This is a genomic window from Pseudomonas fluorescens, from assembly GCF_002022275.1.
Classification (GTDB): domain Bacteria; phylum Pseudomonadota; class Gammaproteobacteria; order Pseudomonadales; family Pseudomonadaceae; genus Aquipseudomonas; species Aquipseudomonas fluorescens_AJ.
Window position 1 is genome coordinate 132,080 of the sequence record NZ_MSDF01000007.1, and the last position, 19,454, is coordinate 151,533.

At 57.7% G+C, this 19,454-nt stretch carries 15 protein-coding genes; 4 read left to right on the forward strand and 11 right to left on the reverse strand.

Annotation, left to right across the window (positions count from 1 at the left end):
- Positions 1 to 2: 2 nt before the first annotated feature.
- The 10 genes from BFW87_RS02955 to BFW87_RS03000 all read right to left on the reverse strand — a co-directional run bounded on the left by BFW87_RS02955 (position 3) and on the right by BFW87_RS03000 (position 13,702).
- Positions 3 to 629 (reverse strand): hypothetical protein, encoded by a 627-nt coding sequence (locus BFW87_RS02955; RefSeq protein ID WP_078738487.1) that lies wholly within the window; start codon positions 627 to 629, stop codon positions 3 to 5.
- Complete coding sequence (locus BFW87_RS02960) at positions 626 to 1,891, reverse strand: DUF2142 domain-containing protein (protein ID WP_139372387.1); 1,266 nt, start codon at positions 1,889 to 1,891, stop codon at positions 626 to 628. The genes BFW87_RS02955 and BFW87_RS02960 overlap by 4 nt, the downstream gene beginning before the upstream one ends.
- Positions 1,892 to 1,943: 52 nt before the next feature.
- Positions 1,944 to 6,971: a glycosyltransferase gene (locus BFW87_RS02965; RefSeq protein ID WP_078738489.1), complete on the reverse strand. Its 5,028-nt coding sequence runs from the start codon at positions 6,969 to 6,971 to the stop codon at positions 1,944 to 1,946.
- The gene (locus BFW87_RS02970; protein WP_078738490.1) at positions 6,964 to 8,328 is read right to left on the reverse strand and encodes an ABC transporter ATP-binding protein; all 1,365 of its coding nucleotides are present in this window, start codon (positions 8,326 to 8,328) and stop codon (positions 6,964 to 6,966) included. Before BFW87_RS02970 ends, BFW87_RS02965 begins: the two co-directional genes overlap by 8 nt.
- Entirely contained in the window at positions 8,318 to 9,145 is an 828-nt protein-coding gene (locus BFW87_RS02975; protein ID WP_078738491.1) for an ABC transporter permease, read from the reverse strand. Before BFW87_RS02975 ends, BFW87_RS02970 begins: the two co-directional genes overlap by 11 nt.
- Positions 9,145 to 9,690, reverse strand: coding sequence for a dTDP-4-dehydrorhamnose 3,5-epimerase (gene rfbC / locus BFW87_RS02980; protein ID WP_078738492.1), 546 nt, complete (start codon positions 9,688 to 9,690; stop codon positions 9,145 to 9,147). Before rfbC ends, BFW87_RS02975 begins: the two co-directional genes overlap by 1 nt.
- Positions 9,691 to 9,765: 75 nt before the next feature.
- Positions 9,766 to 10,650, reverse strand: coding sequence for a glucose-1-phosphate thymidylyltransferase RfbA (rfbA, locus tag BFW87_RS02985; protein ID WP_078738635.1), 885 nt, complete (start codon positions 10,648 to 10,650; stop codon positions 9,766 to 9,768).
- 2 nt (positions 10,651 to 10,652) lie between these two features.
- Complete coding sequence (gene rfbD / locus BFW87_RS02990) at positions 10,653 to 11,549, reverse strand: dTDP-4-dehydrorhamnose reductase (protein WP_078738493.1); 897 nt, start codon at positions 11,547 to 11,549, stop codon at positions 10,653 to 10,655.
- Between the two features lie 93 nt (positions 11,550 to 11,642).
- Positions 11,643 to 12,617, reverse strand: a complete 975-nt coding sequence (locus BFW87_RS02995) for a glycosyltransferase family 2 protein (RefSeq protein WP_368483941.1) — start codon at positions 12,615 to 12,617, stop codon at positions 11,643 to 11,645.
- A gap of 224 nt (positions 12,618 to 12,841) precedes the next feature.
- Positions 12,842 to 13,702, reverse strand: coding sequence for a DMT family transporter (locus tag BFW87_RS03000; RefSeq protein WP_078738494.1), 861 nt, complete (start codon positions 13,700 to 13,702; stop codon positions 12,842 to 12,844).
- 421 nt (positions 13,703 to 14,123) lie between these two features.
- On the opposite strand from BFW87_RS03000, the gene BFW87_RS03005 reads away from it, so the two are divergent.
- The gene (locus tag BFW87_RS03005) at positions 14,124 to 14,915 is read left to right on the forward strand and encodes a CPBP family intramembrane glutamic endopeptidase (RefSeq protein ID WP_078738495.1); all 792 of its coding nucleotides are present in this window, start codon (positions 14,124 to 14,126) and stop codon (positions 14,913 to 14,915) included.
- Positions 14,916 to 14,988: 73 nt separating this feature from the next.
- The gene (locus tag BFW87_RS03010) at positions 14,989 to 16,554 is read left to right on the forward strand and encodes a methyl-accepting chemotaxis protein (protein WP_078738496.1); all 1,566 of its coding nucleotides are present in this window, start codon (positions 14,989 to 14,991) and stop codon (positions 16,552 to 16,554) included.
- Positions 16,555 to 16,641: 87 nt separating this feature from the next.
- Here BFW87_RS03010 and BFW87_RS03015 read toward each other — a convergent pair whose 3' ends face one another.
- Entirely contained in the window at positions 16,642 to 17,331 is a 690-nt protein-coding gene (locus tag BFW87_RS03015; protein WP_078738497.1) for an alpha/beta family hydrolase, read from the reverse strand.
- A 79-nt stretch (positions 17,332 to 17,410) separates the two neighbouring features.
- On the opposite strand from BFW87_RS03015, the gene ccoN reads away from it, so the two are divergent.
- Both ccoN and ccoO read left to right on the forward strand, forming a co-directional pair.
- Positions 17,411 to 18,835, forward strand: coding sequence for a cytochrome-c oxidase, cbb3-type subunit I (ccoN, locus tag BFW87_RS03020; RefSeq protein ID WP_078738498.1), 1,425 nt, complete (start codon positions 17,411 to 17,413; stop codon positions 18,833 to 18,835).
- A 10-nt stretch (positions 18,836 to 18,845) separates the two neighbouring features.
- A complete protein-coding gene (gene ccoO, locus BFW87_RS03025) occupies positions 18,846 to 19,454 on the forward strand; it encodes a cytochrome-c oxidase, cbb3-type subunit II (protein ID WP_078738499.1) in 609 nt (202 codons plus the stop codon).

Sequence of the window (19,454 nt, forward strand, 5' to 3'; positions counted from 1 at the left end):
AGTCACTGAGCAGAATGGTTGGCCTTGTCACACAGGCTTGGCATTGCAAAAAGCTGTAAAGATGAGGTGAGGGTGTAAAGCGTTACCTTGCACTCGCCGGTGTTGAGCTGACGGGTGATCTGCCCGGAGTAACCGGTACGCAGTGCCCGTGGCGCATTGAGCGCTTTCGCGACATCGGGGCGCTCCACGTCGATGGCCAGTACGCCGATGACCTTTTCGTTTTCAACGGCGATCACAAACTCCGGCGTACCGTAGCTTTCCGGCACATAGGTCCAGCCGCCGAGTTTCCAGCCATTACCGGCTTTGGCGCCCTGGTCGATATTGCCCATCGCCACCAGCTCGGCAGCGCGTGGCAACGTCAGGTAGGCCTGGTTTTTTTCCGGGATGACCAGGCGGTTGGCCACTTCATCCTGAGCCAGCGAAAACTTGCTGGAAGCGCCTTTGCCCAGGCTTTCATAAAAAGCGTTTTGAATGGCAGCGCCAATCACCGAGCCCTTCAGGTTGGCGCCAGCCGTCATGTTCGCGTAACCGCTCAACAGGTTGCTCAGCACCATGAAGAACAGCAACAGGCCAAGGGCAATCGCGACTTTCTTCGCTGCACGGGTATTGGTCAGTTCATGCGCGTTCATTTGGCCACCCGTTCAATCAGTCGCTTGGCAGTCAGGGAAAGCAGCAGCCCCAGAAACGGAATGGTCACGAACAAGTAACGACCCTGCGGTTGCGGAAGTGAGTTTTGAGAGGCAATCAGGCTGAATAACGTCATGGCGGGAAACAGCCCAATGATCATGACCAGGGGCAAAACATAGTCCAGCAGAATGTCCCGCCGAGGTTCCGCTGCGCTCAAGGGTTTGATTTGGTCAAGCGCCACGCCAATAACGCCGAGCAAGGCAAACGCGGCCAATTGGTAATAGGCCGTGGGGATGAACAGGTTCATCCAGCCGGTGACGGAGAAATAACTTTTGAAGGTCAGCCCGAGCCACGGCCACAGGTTCGCCGTATTGAAGAACTCGTGTTCACACAGGAAGTAGCAGGTACCAAAACCTGCTGCCGGGTTGAACCGGTGTAAATTCACGAACTCGAGTTGGCCGGACAGGCCCGATATTTCGCCGTACCGGTAATACACCAGCGCCAGCATGGGCAAAGCCAGCACCAGTGCAGCCACGACCGTCGTTGAAATATGCGCCAGTACCTGCTTGTTCTTGAACACACGTACCGACAACAGCATCACAAAGGCAAATACCAATGCAGGAATAAAATACAGTTTGGCCATCAGCATCAGGCCAACGGCCAAGCCGAAATACAGCGCCCGTTTCCGGATCGGCGACTGTATGAAATGAGTGAGCGTACTGATTAATAGCGCAATGCTCGCCAGGCCGTAGGCATCACTATTGAAGTACGAAAACACAAATGTAACTTGCGGGATCAGCGCCACGATTCCGGCAATCAGCGCCGATACGACAGCCGATAACCCAATGGCGCGAGCCGTGCGAAACAGCGCACAGATAAACACGCCGCCCAGAATCCAGTTAAAGCTGCGAGCGCCGAGATAGAGCATGTCCGGCGACACCAGGAAGCTGCTGGCATAGGTGGTCGCCAGAGCCCCCAGGACGTGCGGAAAAGGCAGCCCGTGGTACCAGAAATCGCCCTTTTGCCAGGTATGCCCGGAAATGGCCCCCACAAATGCTTCATGCGGCTCGGAAGCCAGCGGCAGGGTATGAGCACTGTTGAGAAATTCCAGCAGGAAAAAATGCGTCGACTCGTCGGGGCCGCCATTAAATGCGATGCCCAACGACCAACTGGCAACTACCAGAAAATAAACCGCAGCCAGCAACCACTGCCAACTAAAGTCAGATAGGCCTGTAGCATTACAGGTTCGAATGTCATTACTCACTATCAGGCCTCTGTCCTTGATGTAAAAATAGGCGTTGCGTGCGAAGAGCCGATTACAGTTTTACGCGGGGTGGCCACGCCAAACCGAAATCTTCATGGTCCAGGGTCAGATTCGGGTTGTACGTATAGTCTTCCTGGATCTTCGGCCAACGTGCCTGGATATGCAGAACCTCTTGGGAGAACCGCGCCTTTTTCTCGGGGGTATCTTCAAGGCCGCGGGTTGCCGACTCGTGGTGATAGAGCTCTGCAAAAGGCGTCCACACATTGATGTAGCCCGCTTCCTGAACCCTCAGGCAGAAGTCGACATCATTGAAGGCGATTTTGAGGTTCTCTTCGTCCAGGCCGCCCACTTGCTCGAAAATGGACTTCTTGATGATCAGGCACGCGGCGGTCACCGCCGAGAACTCCTGGATCAAGCCCGCGCGGCAGAAATAGCCGTAGTCGCCCTTGGGCAGGTACTTGTGGGAATGGCCCGCAACGCCGCCGACACCCACCACAACACCACCGTGCTGCAAGCGGTCGTCCGGATACCAGAGACGAGCCCCCACGGCCCCGACATCGGACTGCAATGCGATGGACACCATCTCATCGAGCCACTGGGGCGTAATGACTTCAATGTCGTTGTTGATCAGGCCGATCAACTCACCGCGCGCAATTTTGACCGCGCCATTGTTCAGCGCCGAATAGTTGAACGGGCCGTCATCACGCAAGACTCGAATGTTGTCTTGCTGATCAAGCACGGCGAAATACTCGAGGGAAACGGGATCGTCCGAGCCGTTATCGATCAAGATAATTTCGTAGTGCTTGTAGGTCGTCAGGCGCTCAATGCTGTCGATGCATTGTTTGACCAGGCCATGAGCATTACGCGTCGGAATAATCAGCGAGACCAGCGGCGCCGCCACTGGAAGGCTGTAGTGCACGCGGTACATGCCCATCGGCAGCAACTCTGTGCTGCCGATATTGCCTTTGCGCTGCAAATGTTCATCCAGGGCTTTCACGCCGGCGAGGGCTGCGTAAGGCTTTTCCTGCCCGGCCATGGCCGTGCTGCCTGAGTGAATTCGCCAGTGATAGAGCACGCGCGGAATGTGCACGATTTGCGCGCGTTCGAGCTGCTCGGCGCAGCGCAACGCCAGGTCATAATCCTGTGAGCCTTCAAAACCGGCGCGGAAACCGCCCACGGCTTTTACCAGGTCAAGGCGGTACACACCCAAATGGCAGACCATGTTCTGGGAGCGGAACAAAAACTCGTTCCAGTCCGACTTGAAGTAAGGCGAACTGCGCTTGCCGGAGGCGTCAATCTTGTCCTCATCGGAATAGATCAGGCCGGCATCCGGGTTGTCATGGATGGCGCGGGCCACCCAATACAGTGCATTTTCAGAAATGAGGTCATCATTATCCATCAGTGCAATGTACTGCCCGTTGGCCAACTCCAGCGCCGAATTGCTGGCTTTGGAGATGTGGCCGTTTTCCTTGCGGAATACGACTTTGAAACGCTTGTCCTGGCTGGGCAGCGTTTTGAGGTAGGCAATGACATCTTCGTCTGTGGAGGCGTCGTCGGCGATACACAATTCCCAGTTCTTGTAGAGCTGGGCCTTGACGCTCTCAATCGCTTCGCGCAACAGGTCGAGCGGCGGATTGTAGACGGGCATGACGATCGAAATCAGCGGCTTGGTTTTCCACTTGCGAATTTCTTCGCTGAGCTTCCAGCGGCCGTTGTCATCCAGTGTGTCGTAATACTCGACCCACCTGGAATAGTCGAAGCGATCCGGAACTTCCCGGGTTTCCTGACCGATAAACGCCAGGTTACTCGACGTGGCGACATATACGAACCGGGCTTTCAAACCCGCCCTGCCTTGCTCGCGGGCAACCTTGATGGCCTTGCGCAGGGTATTGCTCAGGCCTCCGCCCCTACGGATCACTGCCGGCAGCAAACGCAGGCCTTTTTTGACCTGGCCAACGCGTCTTGCAAACGTGCGAATGGGTGCAGTGACCTTCCAGCTCGAAGAGGCCTGCATGGCCATAATATGCAGGTTCAAATTATGGATATGCGTGTCTTTCTGAACCTGCTGGACACGCAGTTGCTCTTCGATATTGGCGATGTGAACGTCTTTATCCTTCAGCGACACTTGCCCGGTGGCCAGCGTACTGTGCAGCGCTTCATCCTTGAGCGCGATCTGCTCGTTCAACGTCTCGATGATGTGCAGGCGCTCGGATTCCGATTGAGCATTTTCCAGCGCCCTCGAAGCAATAAGCTCACTGAGCTGAATGTCTTTCTCATCCAGTTCGAGGCTTTTCTGCTCGGCCACACGCCGCAGGGACGATTGATGCTCTTCAATGGCCAGGCGCAGTTGTTCAACCACCGCCTGAACTTCCTTGTCTTTCTCGCGAACCGCCTGCGCGGTCATCTCGAGGTGCGTGGCGGTAATTGACGCCTTGAGCACTTCCAGCACATCAGTGATTTCTCGATGCGCGTCAACAATCCGGTCCAGCTTGATAGTTGAATCAAGGAGCTGGTCCAGCTTGTTGCTTGAGTCCAGAAGCTGGTCAAGTTTACTGTTTGAATCCAGAATCTGATCCAACTTGCTGTTTGAATCCAGCAGTTGATCCAGTTTGCTGTTTGAATCCAAAATCTGATCCAACTTGCTGTTTGAATCCAGCAGTTGATCCAGTTTGCTGTTCGAATCCAGAATCTGATCCAGCTTACTGTTCGAATCCAGCAGTTGATCGAGCTTGCTGTTTGAAACCAGGATCTGGTCCAGCTTTCTGTTGGAATCCAGCAGTTGATCGAGCTTGCTGTTTGAAACCAGGATCTGATCCAGCTTACTGTTGGAATCCAGCAGTTGATCCAACTTACTGTTTGAATCCAGCAACTGATCCAGCTTGTTGTTTGACGCTAAAATCTGATCCAGCTTGTCTTGCAGTTCGGAGTTGGGACGCATAAGTCCGGATTGGTTCAGCACATTGATCTCTTGAGCCAGTTGCTCTTCCGTGAATAAAGTAAGGCTTACTTCCAGCTCAAGCGGGTTTGCACCACTCAGCATGTTGTGTTCAAAAGGAATCATGACGCTTGGGTCGTCACTCAGCGCGAGATAAAGCGTGCGGCGACCGGACTGGGAAATGCGCATGGCGTGGGCGATGACCAGCGGTTCACTGATGTCATCTTGCCACTCCCCAATAATTTCGGCGCTAGAGTACACCCTGATTGCATCAATCGAGAAACTTTGACGGCGATTGATGGGATCGAATCGCAGCACAACGCCATCAGGCAAAGCATCGGGAAGGCGCATCCTGATCAATTGGTGCCCGTCATTGACCACCTGAAGCAGGGTCGACTCTTCAGAAAAATGCCCGGCCGCATCACTCATATACAGCTTGGCGTGCCGGGTCGGCAGGTGCACTGCACCGATCTTGTGGATCATGACCTCAGGCGACCAGTTGAGAAACTGCTCGGCATCAGCACCGGTCACGCGCTCCTGAAAGGCCGCCTCCGTCGCGATGTAGCGCGTGAGGTCTTCTGCACTGATGTCCATGCCTGCACTGGCCAACAGTTGCGTCACAAACGCCTGCCGGCTGACCGAAGAACTGCTCGGATAGAAAGGGCTCGCCGCCGCCATCAGCAACAGCAGCGCGCGCATCATCAGGTAGCCGAGTTCGACCCCTTCATTCATCTCCCACTCAACGTCGATGAACTTGGGCATGTCATCAGTGCCCACCACAATATTTTGCGGGACGGCATCAATATAACGACCAGGCAGCAATGCCTTCGCCGACAGCAATTCAACGCCGGCGCCCTCCTCATCCAGCAACGTCTGGAGGCAGGCCAGGTACTTCTGCAAAAACGGCGTGAAGCCCTCCACGCTCCAATCGCGGCGTGCCGCCACATCCAGGAACTCCAGGCTCAGTACGCTGCCTTTGGCGTATGCATCCACGCGTGGCAGTACGTATTTAAAACCGTCGGCGGCGCTGGCCGTCGTCTCATCTTGCGCAACATTGCCCAACTTTCTGTATTGAACCTGAATACCGGTGGGCGTATTGACGAACAAAGACTCCTTGCAATAGCGCGTCTTTCTGCCCGTGCTGTAATGGAACGCCAGCACGTCCTCATCCAGCGCCAGGTCTTGCGCGCAGGAGGCGACGATCAAAAAGGAGTTGGCCAGTTCCATCCCCAGGCGGTTATTGATAACCACCGACCAGGCTTTCTCGAGATTGAATGTGGTCATCTCGGGAAGCTGCGGATCTTTCTTGACGTTTTGCCACGCCAACGCCGCCGCATCGAAACCCTCACACTCAAAACCGTTCTCGGTGATGATCGAGTTGGGCAGCTTGTAGTCCGGGCTCGGCGCCAGAAAGCTGGAAGACGTGAAGCCAGCGCGCGTTATGAGGTCTTTGAGCTCTTTCATGCCGTACGTCTTCGGCTGGCCGTGTTCATACCGGCCTTCGATGCCGTACATGGTGATGCCGACGTGGTCTTCCGGCGCACCGGCAAAGTACTTGAGCCCCAACTGGTTTTCGATGGCGAGAAACAGATGGCCACCGGGCTTCAACAGTTGGCGAACGCGCATGAGCATGGCCAGGGCCGGATCCGGCGCCTGGCTGAACATGCTGGCGTATTCGAGCACACCGATCAGCGTGACGACGTCGAATTGCTCTTCAATGTTGAAGTCATCGAAACGCTCGGCCAACACCGTGACGTTATCCAGGTCCCGCGTGCGGCTCGCCGCGATCGCTGCGCGGCGGGGGCTTCCTTCAAGGCACAGCAGGTCGGCACCACATTCGCCGAGGTAACGGCTGATGGCGCCGCAGCCGGCGCCAATTTCCAGCACCCTTGAGCTGAACAGATGCTCGAAGGGACGCAGAATATTCGCCCGCGTGGCACTCAGGTGATACAGCTTGGCCCAGTCGGTGCAGTATTGCGGCAGCTCGTCCGATAACACGGAAACGTCGCCGGCATGACGGATGATGTGAGCGAGTTCGCTTTCCGCGTGATCACCATCGCTGTAGGCAATGCCCTGGAAGTCCGCGCGCACCCAGACGCCAGTATCGCTATCCCTGGAATAGCCATATTGATCGAGTTTAAACATTCGAACTTACCGGATCGATGCTCATCGTCGCAGCGAGGTCAATCAACCCTAGTAACTTGGGCGTCGGTTCGACCACAAAGTGAATGGAGTCGTAACGCCGGTCATGGGGAATAATGTCCTCGCCCTCTCTGGACGCGATCCCTAAAGAAATAAAGTAATCGCCAGTGGCCATTTGATTGGTGAACTTCACACTGGCAGTGGCAACCGTGCCGGACTCGCCCATCGTCCGAGTCTCGATGCAGTCAAGCAGATACGAATTCGTGCCGTATACCGTCACACCCTCCTTGGTTTTGAGGGTGAAGCCGAGAATGGGGTTGATGACCGAACGGTTGAACTTGAACGATAAACCCAATACCACTTCCTCACCGGACTCCAGGCTGGCGGGATACTCGCGCCCACTTGCACTCAGGTGAAAATCCATCAGCGTTGCAGCACCATCACCCCAACGGTACTCGTGGGGGTTATAGCCGGCGCGTGATGCGTACATGTCGCTCTCCAGCGACAGCTGCACGGTTTGCACAACAGGCGCGGCCGCTTCAACCACAGGCGCCGCCATGCTCTGTGCTTCATCGCCCACGTCGGTATCGGCGTTGCGGCCAAACAGGAGGTCGGTGTAACGATTTATAACCGGGCGTGACTCTCCAATCATTTCCACCCGGCTTTGCTCCAGCAGAATCGCACGCGAGCAATGGGTAACGACTTGCTCACTGGAGTGGGTCACCAGCAGGATGCTGGTGCCATTCTCTTTAAGCTGGCGAAGACGCTCAAAGCACTTGGCTTGAAACCGTGCATCTCCTACCGACAGCGCCTCATCGACGACGAGAATCTCGGGATCGACCTGTGCCTGGACTGCAAAAGCCAGCCTCACGGCCATACCGCTGGAGTAGGTCTTGACCGGATGATCAAGGAACTCGCCAATGTCGGCGAAGCTGGCTATCGCATCAAAACGGTTATCCACTTCGTCATGGGTCAGCCCCAGGACCGCCCCGTTCAGATACACGTTCTCGCGGCCGGTAAACTCCGGGTTGAAACCCGACCCCAACTCCAGCAGTGCCGCCACGCGGCCCCGCGTCTCGACTTCGCCGATGGTGGGTGTCAACGTGCCACAAATGATCTGCAGCAGCGTCGATTTACCCGACCCGTTGCGGCCGACGATCCCGACGGTCTCACCTTTTTTGACCTCGAAGCTGATGTCACGCAGCGCCCAGAACTCCTTGGCATAGGTAGTGACTTTGTCACCCGCCCAGCGCTGGAAACGCGGCACGATGGCTTGCTTCAAACGGTCTCTTGGTTTGTCGTACGTGTAAAAACACTTGGACACGTTACGAACGCTGATTACCGCGTGATCAGATGACATCAGCGAACCCTTTACGTGTTTTTTGGAAGAACCAGTAACCCATGGACGCGATGATTGCCCCGACGGTGACGGCGACCAACAGGCTCTCCCAATGCGGCAACTCGCCAAACAACAGCACGCGTCGGCTTTCCTCGATGATGTAGGTCAGCGGGTTGAGCTTCAGCCACGGCTTGTAAACCTCCGGCAACGCCGCGACCGGATAAAGCACGGGGGAAAGAAACAGCAATACAGTGGTCAGCACCGTGATCACATGCCCCACGTCCCGCAGGTAAACCCCCAGCGACGCGAGTAACCAACAGACACCTAGCGTGGCCAGGATCAAGGGCACGAGCACCAGAGGAAACAGCACCATCGTCCAATGCAATTGCCCAAGAATCAGAAACTGGGCAACCAGCAATACCAGCAGGCTGATGCAGCTATGGAACAGCGCCGAACCCAGCGTGATCACCGGCAGGATTTCAAGCGGAAAAACCACTTTCTTCACGTAGTTACTGTTGGCCATCACCAGCGTCGGTGCACGGTTGGCACACTCGGCGAACAAGCCGTGAACGATCATCCCCACAAACAGCAGGATCGCGAAGCCGCCCTTGCCTGTATCGACACCGGCCCACCGCGCGTTGAATATTTCTGAAAACACAAAGGTATAAACCGCGAGCATCAGAATCGGATTGAAGAACGACCAGGTCAGCCCCATCACCGACCCACGATAACGCCCGATGACTTCACGCTTGGTCATCTGTGAGATCAATGAGCGGTATTTCCAAAGACTGACTACAAGACTGATTGGACCGGCTGCAGGTTTGCTATGAGGATCCACTAGGAGAACTTCTCGGCGTCAGCCAGGCTGGCGGCCTTTGCATCCTTGGCCGAGAGTGTCGGCGGCTCGGAGATCGGCCAGTTGATTGCCAGGGCAGGGTCATCCCACGCCAGGCTGCGTTCATGCTCAGGCGCCCAGTAATCGGTAGTTTTGTAGAGAAACTCGGCGCTTTCCGACAACACCACAAAGCCGTGCGCAAAACCTTCCGGAATCCACAGCTGCTTATGGTTGCTTGCGCTCAGGTGCACCCCCACCCACTGGCCGAAGGTCGCCGAACTTTTGCGCAGGTCCACCGCGACATCAAAGACCTCCCCGTGGGTTACGCGCACCAGTTTTCCCTGGGTTTGCTTGATCTGATAATGCAGCCCGCGCAGCACGCCCCTGGCGGATTTGGAGTGGTTGTCCTGGACAAAATGAACAGGCCTTCCGACGGCGTTCTCGAACACTTTCTGGTTGAAGCTTTCGTAGAAAAATCCGCGATCGTCCCCGAATACTTTCGGCTCAAACAGAACAACGTCCTGGATGACGAGGGGGGTGGCTATCATCTTTAAAATCTCTCCAAAGTGTTTTCAGGGCGGCTCGCCGCTACAGCAGGGCAAATTACGCTTGGGGGCTCCCTTTCAGAAAATTTTCTCGTGCAGCAAGCGCTTCAGATACTGCCCGTAACCATTCTTGGAAAGCGGCGCGGCCAGCTTTTCCAGCTGTTCGGCATCAATCCACTTCTGGCGAAACGCGATTTCTTCAGGGCAGGCCACTTTAAGGCCCTGACGATGCTCAAGCGTTGAGATGAAAAGGCTGGCCTCAAGCAGAGACTCGTGGGTACCTGTGTCCAGCCATGCATAACCACGGCCCATGATTTCTACCGACAGTTTGCCCCGCTCCATGTAGATGCGGTTGACGTCAGTGATCTCGAGTTCACCCCGTGGCGACGGCTGGATGCTTTTGGCAATTTCGACCACATCGTCATCATAGAAATACAGGCCGGTTACCGCGTAGTTCGACTTGGGCTTCAGAGGCTTCTCTTCCAGGCTGATTGCCTTGCCCTGAGCATCGAACTCCACTACGCCATAACGCTCGGGGTCGTTCACGTGATAGGCGAAAACACTGGCGCCTTCCTCTCGTCTCATCGCGCTGCCAAGGAGCTCGCTGAAGTCATGACCGTGATAGATATTGTCACCCAGCACCAGCGCGCAAGAATCGCCGCCGATAAAGTCCTCACCGATGATGAAAGCCTGGGCCAGACCATCCGGAGAGGGCTGCACTGCGTAGGCAATGTTCAAGCCCCAGCGGCTGCCGTCGCCCAGCAGCTGCTCGAAGCGCGGGGTGTCCTGGGGTGTAGAAATGATCAGGATGTCGCGAATCCCCGCGAGCATCAGCGTGGTCAGCGGATAGTAGATCATCGGCTTGTCGTAAACCGGCAACAACTGCTTGGAAATCGCCAATGTTGCAGGGTGCAGACGTGTGCCTGAACCGCCGGCCAGAATGATTCCTTTTCTTTTGAGCATGGTCATTTCTCGAGTGTTTCCATAAGCATCCGTGCCACACCGTCCTGCCAGTCAGGCAAGCGCAGTGAGAACGCATTCTGCAGTTTTTGAGTATTGAGTCGGGAGTTAGCCGGGCGCCTGGCCGGCGTGGGGTACGCCGCCGTTGTAATTGCACCGACAGAAGCAGGTGCGACCTTCAATGGCACGCCTGCCGCCTGCGCCTGTTCAAGCACGAAACGGGCGTAGCGGTACCACGTGGTTTCGCCTGCCGCCGCAAGGTGGTAGATGCCTTCCAGCCAGGGGGCCGAGCGCAGCGCACGGATGGCATGGGCGGTCACATCGGCCAACAGGTCCGCGCCGGTGGGCGTGCCGAATTGATCGTCGATCACATTCAAGCTATCGCGCTGCGAAGCCAGGCGCAGCATGGTCCTGGCAAAGTTGTTGCCGCGTGCTGCATAGACCCAGCTTGTGCGGAAAATCAGGTGTGCACAGCCGCTGGCCTGGATAGCCTGCTCGCCTTGCAATTTGGTCGAACCATAGACACTCAACGGCCCCACCGGGTCGTCTTCCTGCCAGGGGGTATCACGATCACCGGCAAACACATAATCGGTGGAGTAGTGCACCAGCAGTGCCTTCAGCTTGCGAGCCTCTGCCGCGAGCACGGCCGGTGCTTCGGCGTTGACGCGCAAAGCCTGGGCCGGCTCGCTCTCGGCTTTGTCGACCGCGGTATACGCCGCCGCGTTGACGATGACGTCAGGCGCGAACCGCTGCACGGTTGCAGCCAGACCCTGCAGGTCGCTCAAGTCACCGCAGTAGTCCTGGCTTCGGGCGTCGAGCGCAAGCACCTGCCCCAAGGGCGCCAGACTGCGTTGCAGTTCCCAGCCTACCTGACCGTTTTTACCCAGCAGAAGAATCTTCATGCCGAGCGCTCTGAGCAGTGAATGGCTACCCGGCCCAGTAAAAATTTTGCACCGATAGAACCGGCAGCATCCGTTACCAAAATAGTCATCGAGTCAAATCTTTTTCAGTAGTGTTGCAAGGATTAGCCCAAGGTTTCCCATCAGTGTCTGCCGATACAAACCGGCCGACTGAAACCCTCGTACCCGCCTGAAAAGCGTTGTAGTGCGCGCTCGTTTGAAACGCTCAAGCGTCGCCTGATGTTCTTCGCGAAGGCAATGCTTGACTGATTCTAGAGCACAAATGTTCTGTTCGTTCCATTCGTAAAACCGCCCTTGAAAAATCATCTTCAACCGAACCATGCGCGCAGCCCAACTGGAGTTGCTGCCAATCAGGTTCTCATCGTGCTGGCGGTACAGCATTTGCGGTTCGGCATCGTAATGGACGACGCCGCCAGCCCCTGTGACAAGCTGGTAAATCCACCAGTCGTGGGAAGGCACTTTAACCTGCGCGCCCCCCGCGACAATCAAATCACGGGCAGCCCGGTTGAACACCATGGTATTGCCGCCGGCAATACTCTGGACGAGCGCATTGGAAAAATGAGGAGGCCGGGAAAACAGCGGTGAAAAGCCAAGCCCCACCCCCGACTCACTGATCAATTCAGTGCGGCCGCAGTAGAGTGCAGGAATGTGCGCTGGGATGGTCTCCAGCCAGGCTGCTGCGACCCTCAACTTGTCTTCGTTCCAGATATCGTCCTGATCACACCAGGCAAAATAATCGGCACTGACATCGGCACTGCAGGTCAACGACAGGAAATTGGCGACGAACCCTTTTCCAGGGCCGGCCACGACGCTCACGCGGTCGCGGCCCCAGCGATTTGCATAGTCTTGCAAAATCGCAGGCGTGGCATCCCGTGAACCGTCATCAGATATGATCAAGGTCCAGTTTTGATGGCTCTGCCGCTCAACAGAGTTGAGCTGCTCAGCAAGAAACGCCTCGCCGTTATATGTGCACATCAAAACTGCAATATTCGCTAAGCAAACATAATTCGACTGGACATACGAAAGGCCGCGTATAGCGACGATAGACACAATATCCCTTTGCAAACGCGATCATTTCCCAGCAGCACGCGGGGAATATTCCTTAATATGCGACGAATTATTGCAGTATTATTCTGATAGCACAATCCTACATAACGTCCTACAAATCGCGGCAAATGCCCACACGGCTGTGCCGAAGCGACAGAGAAAAAAAGACGTGGCATCGAGGGGTTTCGCACACTGCCGCCCCCCTCGCCCCTTGAGATTGTCAGCCGTCAGCGTTTGCGGAACACAAACACCAGCCCGATGATGATCAGCCCCATTCCCAGCACGCTCAGCGGTGCGAGTGTGTTGCCGAAAATCAGGTAATCCATCAGCGCCGTCACTGCAGGCACCAAGTAAAAGAGGCTGGTGACATTCACCAGGTTGCCCCGGGCAATCAGGCGGTACAGCAGCAGTGTTGCGAGCAGCGACACCACCAGCCCCATCCACAGCACCGGCAGGTAAAAGCCGGCATTGCGTTCAAAATGGAAGGGCTGGAAAGGCACGAATACAGAACACAACAACAAACCCGCCAGGTATTGCACCGGCAGTGTGCCCAGCGGGTTGTCGGTGATGCGTTTCTGCATGATTGAGCCAAAGGTCATGCTTGCCAGCGCCAGCAACCCAAACAGCATTCCCGCCAGGGACATGCCGGACAGGCCAATGCCCTGATAGACGACCATGATCAACCCCGCCAAACCCAGCGCAAGGCCGAAGACACGACTCAACGAACGCTGACGCTCCACCAGCACCACCGTCAGAATCGGCTGCACCCCCATGATGGTTGCCATCACCCCCGGGGTGACTTTGAGGTCCAGCGCCAGCAGGTAGAAAATCTGATAAGCGCCCAATAACACCAGCCCGGTCGCCGCTGCGTACCACCGAGGCTTGCCCGGGCGCGGCAGTTTCAGCTTAAGCAAAGGGACCAGAATCATCAGCCCCACGAGGGCGATGGCGAAACGGGCCAGCAAAAAGGCAAAGGGCGACGCATGGGCCAGGCCCAACTTGGAGAAAATCGCCCCGCTGCTCCACAGCAAGACAAACAGGCTCGTCGAGGCCGCCGCGGCCACGGATTGTTTCGAAAGAACAGACATGGATACCACCTGTCATCAGGCAAAAAATAGCCAATTCAGCGTGTGCTGAAACTCAGTAGGTTTTTTCAGGCGGGCACAGGGACACAGCGATTCGCTGATCAGCCCGAAATGCCAACACCCGGCGGTGATACGACTGCGTACACCGGCGTGCTACTGACAGGTGGGGGGTAGTGACTGATCTGCGCAGGCTGCTTGTTCCCGCACGGCACGACCACAGCGTTGACCGCTGAATCGACTACCGCTATGCGAGGGGAAGCAGGCATGGGCTGATCTTTTTGAAGGGATAAAGACGCGCCGACTATAACCAGCCCCAAACACACTTTGCAATCAATTCCCTTGAGGCTGTTGCGTGGAGGAGTTTTCATGCCGGTCGAGCACACCGCCCGTTATAATCCCGCCGAGTTTTTTCCAAGGATTTCACATGATCGCTCTGCCTTGGCTGTACCTGGTGCTTCTCTCCATTGGCTACTTACTGGCCTTGATCTACGGGCAACTGGGCGTACTGGCGGCGGTTTCGGTCGCGTTCTTGTTGATTGCCGGTTATGCGGTTCGCCAGCAACGCACCCCATGGGCACGTTACCTCGGCCACGGCCTGTTCATCGTCCTGGCGCTGGGCCTGGCCATGCACTGGCTGCCGGGTTTCTATAACGGACGCGGCATCGCACCCCAGCGCCTGACCCCGGATGCCGTGCCCTTCTCGCTCTACCTGAACCAGGACAAACCGCTGATTGGCTTCTGGTTGCTGCTGGTCTGCCCCTGGATCGTGGCGCGCCGCTCGCTGCGCCTGACGATCTACGTCACGGCGTTGGCCCTGACCCTGACGGCGGTAGCCGCGCTGGGTGGCGCGGCACTGCTGGGCATCATCAGCTGGGCACCAAAATGGCCGGAACAGGCGTGGTTGTGGGTGCTGAACAACCTGTTGCTGGTGACACTGGTAGAAGAAGCACTGTTCCGTGGCTACGTTCAGGGCGGCCTGAGCCGGCGCTTCAAGCACCTGCCCTACGGCGAAAACCTCGCCCTGTTGTCGGCCTCGTTACTGTTTGGCCTGGTACATCTGGGCGCAGGCTGGCACTGGGTGTTGCTGGCGAGCATCGCAGGTGTTGGCTATGGTCTGGCCTATCGTTTCGGCGGCCTGGGCGCGGCGATTGCCACGCATTTTGGCCTGAACCTGCTTCACTTCGGATTGTTTACCTACCCGATGCTGGCCGGCTGATTGTTGCAAATTCAAGTTAAATAAACCTCGATCCCGGCCGATAACCCCTGAAAGCCTTGCGGATTGAACAACCATGCGTAATAACCAACCCGTTACCCAGCGCGAACGTACCTTCCCTGCTCAGCAACGGTTGATCTCCACCACAGACGCCAAAGGGGTCATCACCTACTGCAACGACGCCTTCGTCGAAATCAGTGGGTTTACCCGCGACGAACTGATTCGCGCACCGCACAACCTGGTGCGCCACCCGGACGTGCCGTCCGCCGTGTTCGCGCACATGTGGACCACGCTCAAACAAGGCTTGCCATGGATGGGCATCGTCAAGAACCGCTGCAAGACGGGCGATCACTACTGGGTTAACGCCTACGTGACGCCGGTCTTCGACGGCAACCAGGTGATCGGCTATGAATCGGTGCGCATCAAGCCCACCGCCGAGCAGATCCGCCGCGCCGAAGCGCTCTATCAACGCATCAACAAGGGCAAGTCGGCCGTTCCCCAGCGCGACAAATGGCTGCCGGTGCTGCAGGACTGGCTGCCGTTTATCCTGGTCAGCCAGTTGAGCTTCATGATCGGCGCCTCGCTCAACTCCCAGTGGGGCTTTGCCCTGGCGGCGGCACTGTCGGTGCCACTGGGCCTGCTCGGCCTGAGCTGGCAGCAGCGCGGCCTCAAGCGTCTGTTGCGCCTGGCCGAGCAGACCACCTCCGACCCGCTGATCGCACAGATGTACACCGACAGCCGTGGCGCCCAGGCGCGACTGGAGATGTCGATCCTCAGCCAGGAAGCGCGTCTGAAGACCTGTCTGACACGCTTGCAGGACACGGCCGAGCACCTCAACAGCCAGGCGGCGCAGTCCAACACCCTGGCGCACAACAGCTCCAGCGGCCTGGAACGCCAGCGCGTGGAAACCGAGCAAGTGGCCACCGCCGTCAACCAGATGGCCGCGACCACCCAGGAAGTCGCCAGCCATGTGCAGCGCACTGCCGATGCCACCCAGGAAGCCAATCGCCTGACCGGCCGTGGCCGCGATATCGCCGGGGAAACCCGCGATGCGATTCAGCGTCTTTCGGTTGCCGTTGGCGAGACCGGTGTGACCGTCACCCAACTGGCCAAGGACAGCGATGAAATCGGCGGCGTAGTGGATGTGATCAAGGGCATTGCCGACCAGACCAACTTGCTGGCGTTGAACGCGGCGATCGAAGCGGCGCGTGCCGGTGAGATGGGTCGCGGTTTTGCAGTGGTCGCGGACGAAGTTCGCCAACTGGCCCAGCGCACTGCGGAGTCCACCGGGCAGATCCATACGCTGATTGCCAAGCTGCAACACACAGCGGCGGCTGCCGTGCAAACCATGGACGCCGGGCATCGCCAGGCCGAAGAGGGTGTAGCGCGGGTGATGGAGGCGGACAAGGCGCTGGTGGGTATCAGCGAGGCCGTGGCGAATATCACTGACATGACCACACAGATTGCTGCCGCAACCGAAGAGCAAAGCGCGGTGGCAGAAGAGATCAGCCGTAACATCAGCACCATTGCGCTGTTGGCGGATCAGACCTCGGAACAAGCCTTGAACTCGGCGCAGTTGAGTGAAGAACTGACGCATACCGCGAATACCCAGTATTCGCTGGTAGAGCGTTTTAACCGCTAGACCGCTATCGCAGGCAAGCCAGCTCCCACATTTGACGGTATTCACAAATCAAAATGTGGGAGCTGGCTTGCCTGCGATGGGGCCCTGTCAGGCACCAAGAAACCCAGACACCCCCACCGCCGCAGCCTCCAAATGCTGCTCATGCCCAAACCCCGACGCCTTCAACGGCTTCAAATCATGATCCCCCGCCACCAGCCACAGCACCTCGATGCTCGGCGACAACTCATACCCCTCCACCGCCGCCCGATTCCCCAGCGCATCGCGCTCCCCCTGCACAATCAGCGTCCGAGTCTTCAACCCGGCCAGATGCTCCACCCGCGGTTTTTCCGGCTTGCCCACCGCATAAAACGGATAACCCAGGCACACCAGCCCGTCAGCCCCCAACTCATCGGCCAATAAACTCGCCATGCGCCCGCCCATGGACTTGCCGCCCACCGCCAGTGTGCCAGCGACATGACGTCGCACCTCGGCATACACCTCACGCCACGCTTGCAACAGTTTGGGCGCCGGATTCGGTGGGCGCTTACCGCCATCCACACGGCGCTGGGCCATGTAGGGAAACTCAAAGCGCAACACGTTGACGCCATGCCCGGCAAGGCGTGCAGCCATGTCGTTCATGAAGGATGAGTCCATCGGGGCGCCAGCGCCGTGGGCCAGGATCAACGTCACCGGTGTACGCGCGATAGACGCTTTGGCCTCATTCCACAACCAGCCCCGCTCGCGTACACACTGCGCCCATTGATCCCCGTCAATACTGGCCTTGTGCTCTTTGCCCATGCTTGCCTCGCTTTTTAGTCTGCCTATAACTCCAGCCCAAGTGCCGCATCTGCTTGGGTTGAACCGTGGATGGGGAACCATGAACACTACTTTAAGTACCGCCTATAACTACAAGGTGGTCCGCCAATTCGCCATTATGACGGTGGTGTGGGGCATCGTCGGCATGGGGCTCGGGGTTTTTCTCGCGGCCCAATTGGTTTGGCCTGCACTCAATTTCGATTTGCCCTGGACCAGCTTCGGCCGCCTGCGCCCGCTGCACACCAACGCGGTAATCTTTGCCTTCGGTGGCTGTGCGCTGTTTGCCAGCTCCTTCTACTCAGTGCAACGCACCTGCCAAACCCAGCTCTTCGCGCCGAAAATCGCCGCGTTCTGCTTCTGGGGCTGGCAGCTTGTCATTGTGTTGGCCGCCATCAGTTTGCCGCTGGGCTACACCACGTCCAAGGAATACGCCGAGCTGGAATGGCCGATCGCCATTTTGATCGCCGTCGTCTGGGTCGCCTATGGCGTCGTGTTCTTCGGCACGGTGATGAAGCGCAAGACCAAGCACATCTACGTCGGTAACTGGTTTTTCGGCGCCTTTATCATCACCGTGGCCATCCTGCATATCGTCAACCACGCGTCCCTGCCGGTGAGCTGGACCAAGTCCTACTCGGCTTACGGCGGCGCGACAGATGCCATGGTGCAGTGGTGGTACGGGCATAACGCGGTAGGCTTTTTCCTCACTGCGGGCTTTCTCGGCATGATGTATTACTTCGTGCCGAAACAGGCCGAACGCCCGGTGTACTCCTATCGCTTGTCCATCGTGCACTTCTGGGCGCTGATCACCCTGTACATCTGGGCGGGGCCCCACCACTTGCACTACACCGCCTTGCCGGACTGGGCGCAGTCACTGGGCATGGTGATGTCGCTGGTGCTGCTGGCGCCGAGCTGGGGCGGGATGATCAACGGGATGATGACCTTGTCGGGGGCCTGGCATAAATTGCGCAGCGACCCGATCCTGCGCTTTCTCGTGGTCTCGCTGGCCTTCTACGGCATGTCGACCTTCGAAGGCCCGATGATGGCGATCAAGACCGTCAACGCCCTCTCCCACTACACCGACTGGACCATCGGCCACGTGCACGCCGGGGCGCTGGGTTGGGTGGCGATGATTTCCATCGGCGCGCTGTACCACATGATCCCCAAAGTCTTCGGCCGCGAGCAGATGTACAGCCTCGGCCTGATCAATGCGCACTTCTGGCTGGCGACCATCGGCACCGTGCTCTACATCGCCTCGATGTGGGTCAACGGCATCGCCCAGGGCCTGATGTGGCGTGCGGTCAACGAGGACGGCACCTTGACCTACTCCTTCGTCGAAACCCTGGTGGCCAGCCACCCGGGCTTCATCGTGCGGCTGGTGGGCGGTGCGGTGTTCCTCAGCGGCATGTTGCTGATGGCTTACAACACCTGGCGCACCGTGCGTTCGGCGCAGCCTGCCGAAGCCGCCACCACTGCGCAGCTGGCCTGAGGAGTCTGTGATGAAACACGAAACCATTGAAAAAAACGTCGGCCTGCTGATGCTGCTGATGGTGCTCGCCGTGAGCATCGGCGGCCTGACCCAGATCGTCCCGCTGTTCTTTCAGGACGTAACCAACAAACCGGTGGAGGGCATGAAGCCCTACACCGCGCTGCAACTGGAAGGCCGCGACATCTACATCCGCGAAGGCTGCGTGCAGTGCCACTCGCAGATGATCCGCCCGTTCCGCGCCGAAACCGAGCGCTACGGCCACTACTCGGTGGCGGGCGAAAGCGTGTGGGACCACCCGTTCCTGTGGGGCTCCAAGCGCACCGGGCCGGACTTGGCCCGCGTCGGCGCGCGCTACTCGGACGACTGGCACCGCGCGCACCTGTACAACCCGCGCAACGTGGTGCCCGAGTCGAAAATGCCGGCCTACCCGTGGCTCGTCACGGCGCAGGTCGACAGCAGCCACACCGAGAAAAAACTGCAAGTGATGCGCACCCTCGGCGTGCCCTACACCGACGACGACATCAGTGGCGCCGTCGCCAGCCTGAAGGGCAAGACCGAGATGGACGCGCTGGTTTCGTACCTGCAAGTGCTCGGCACTGCCATCAAGAGCAAGAGGTGA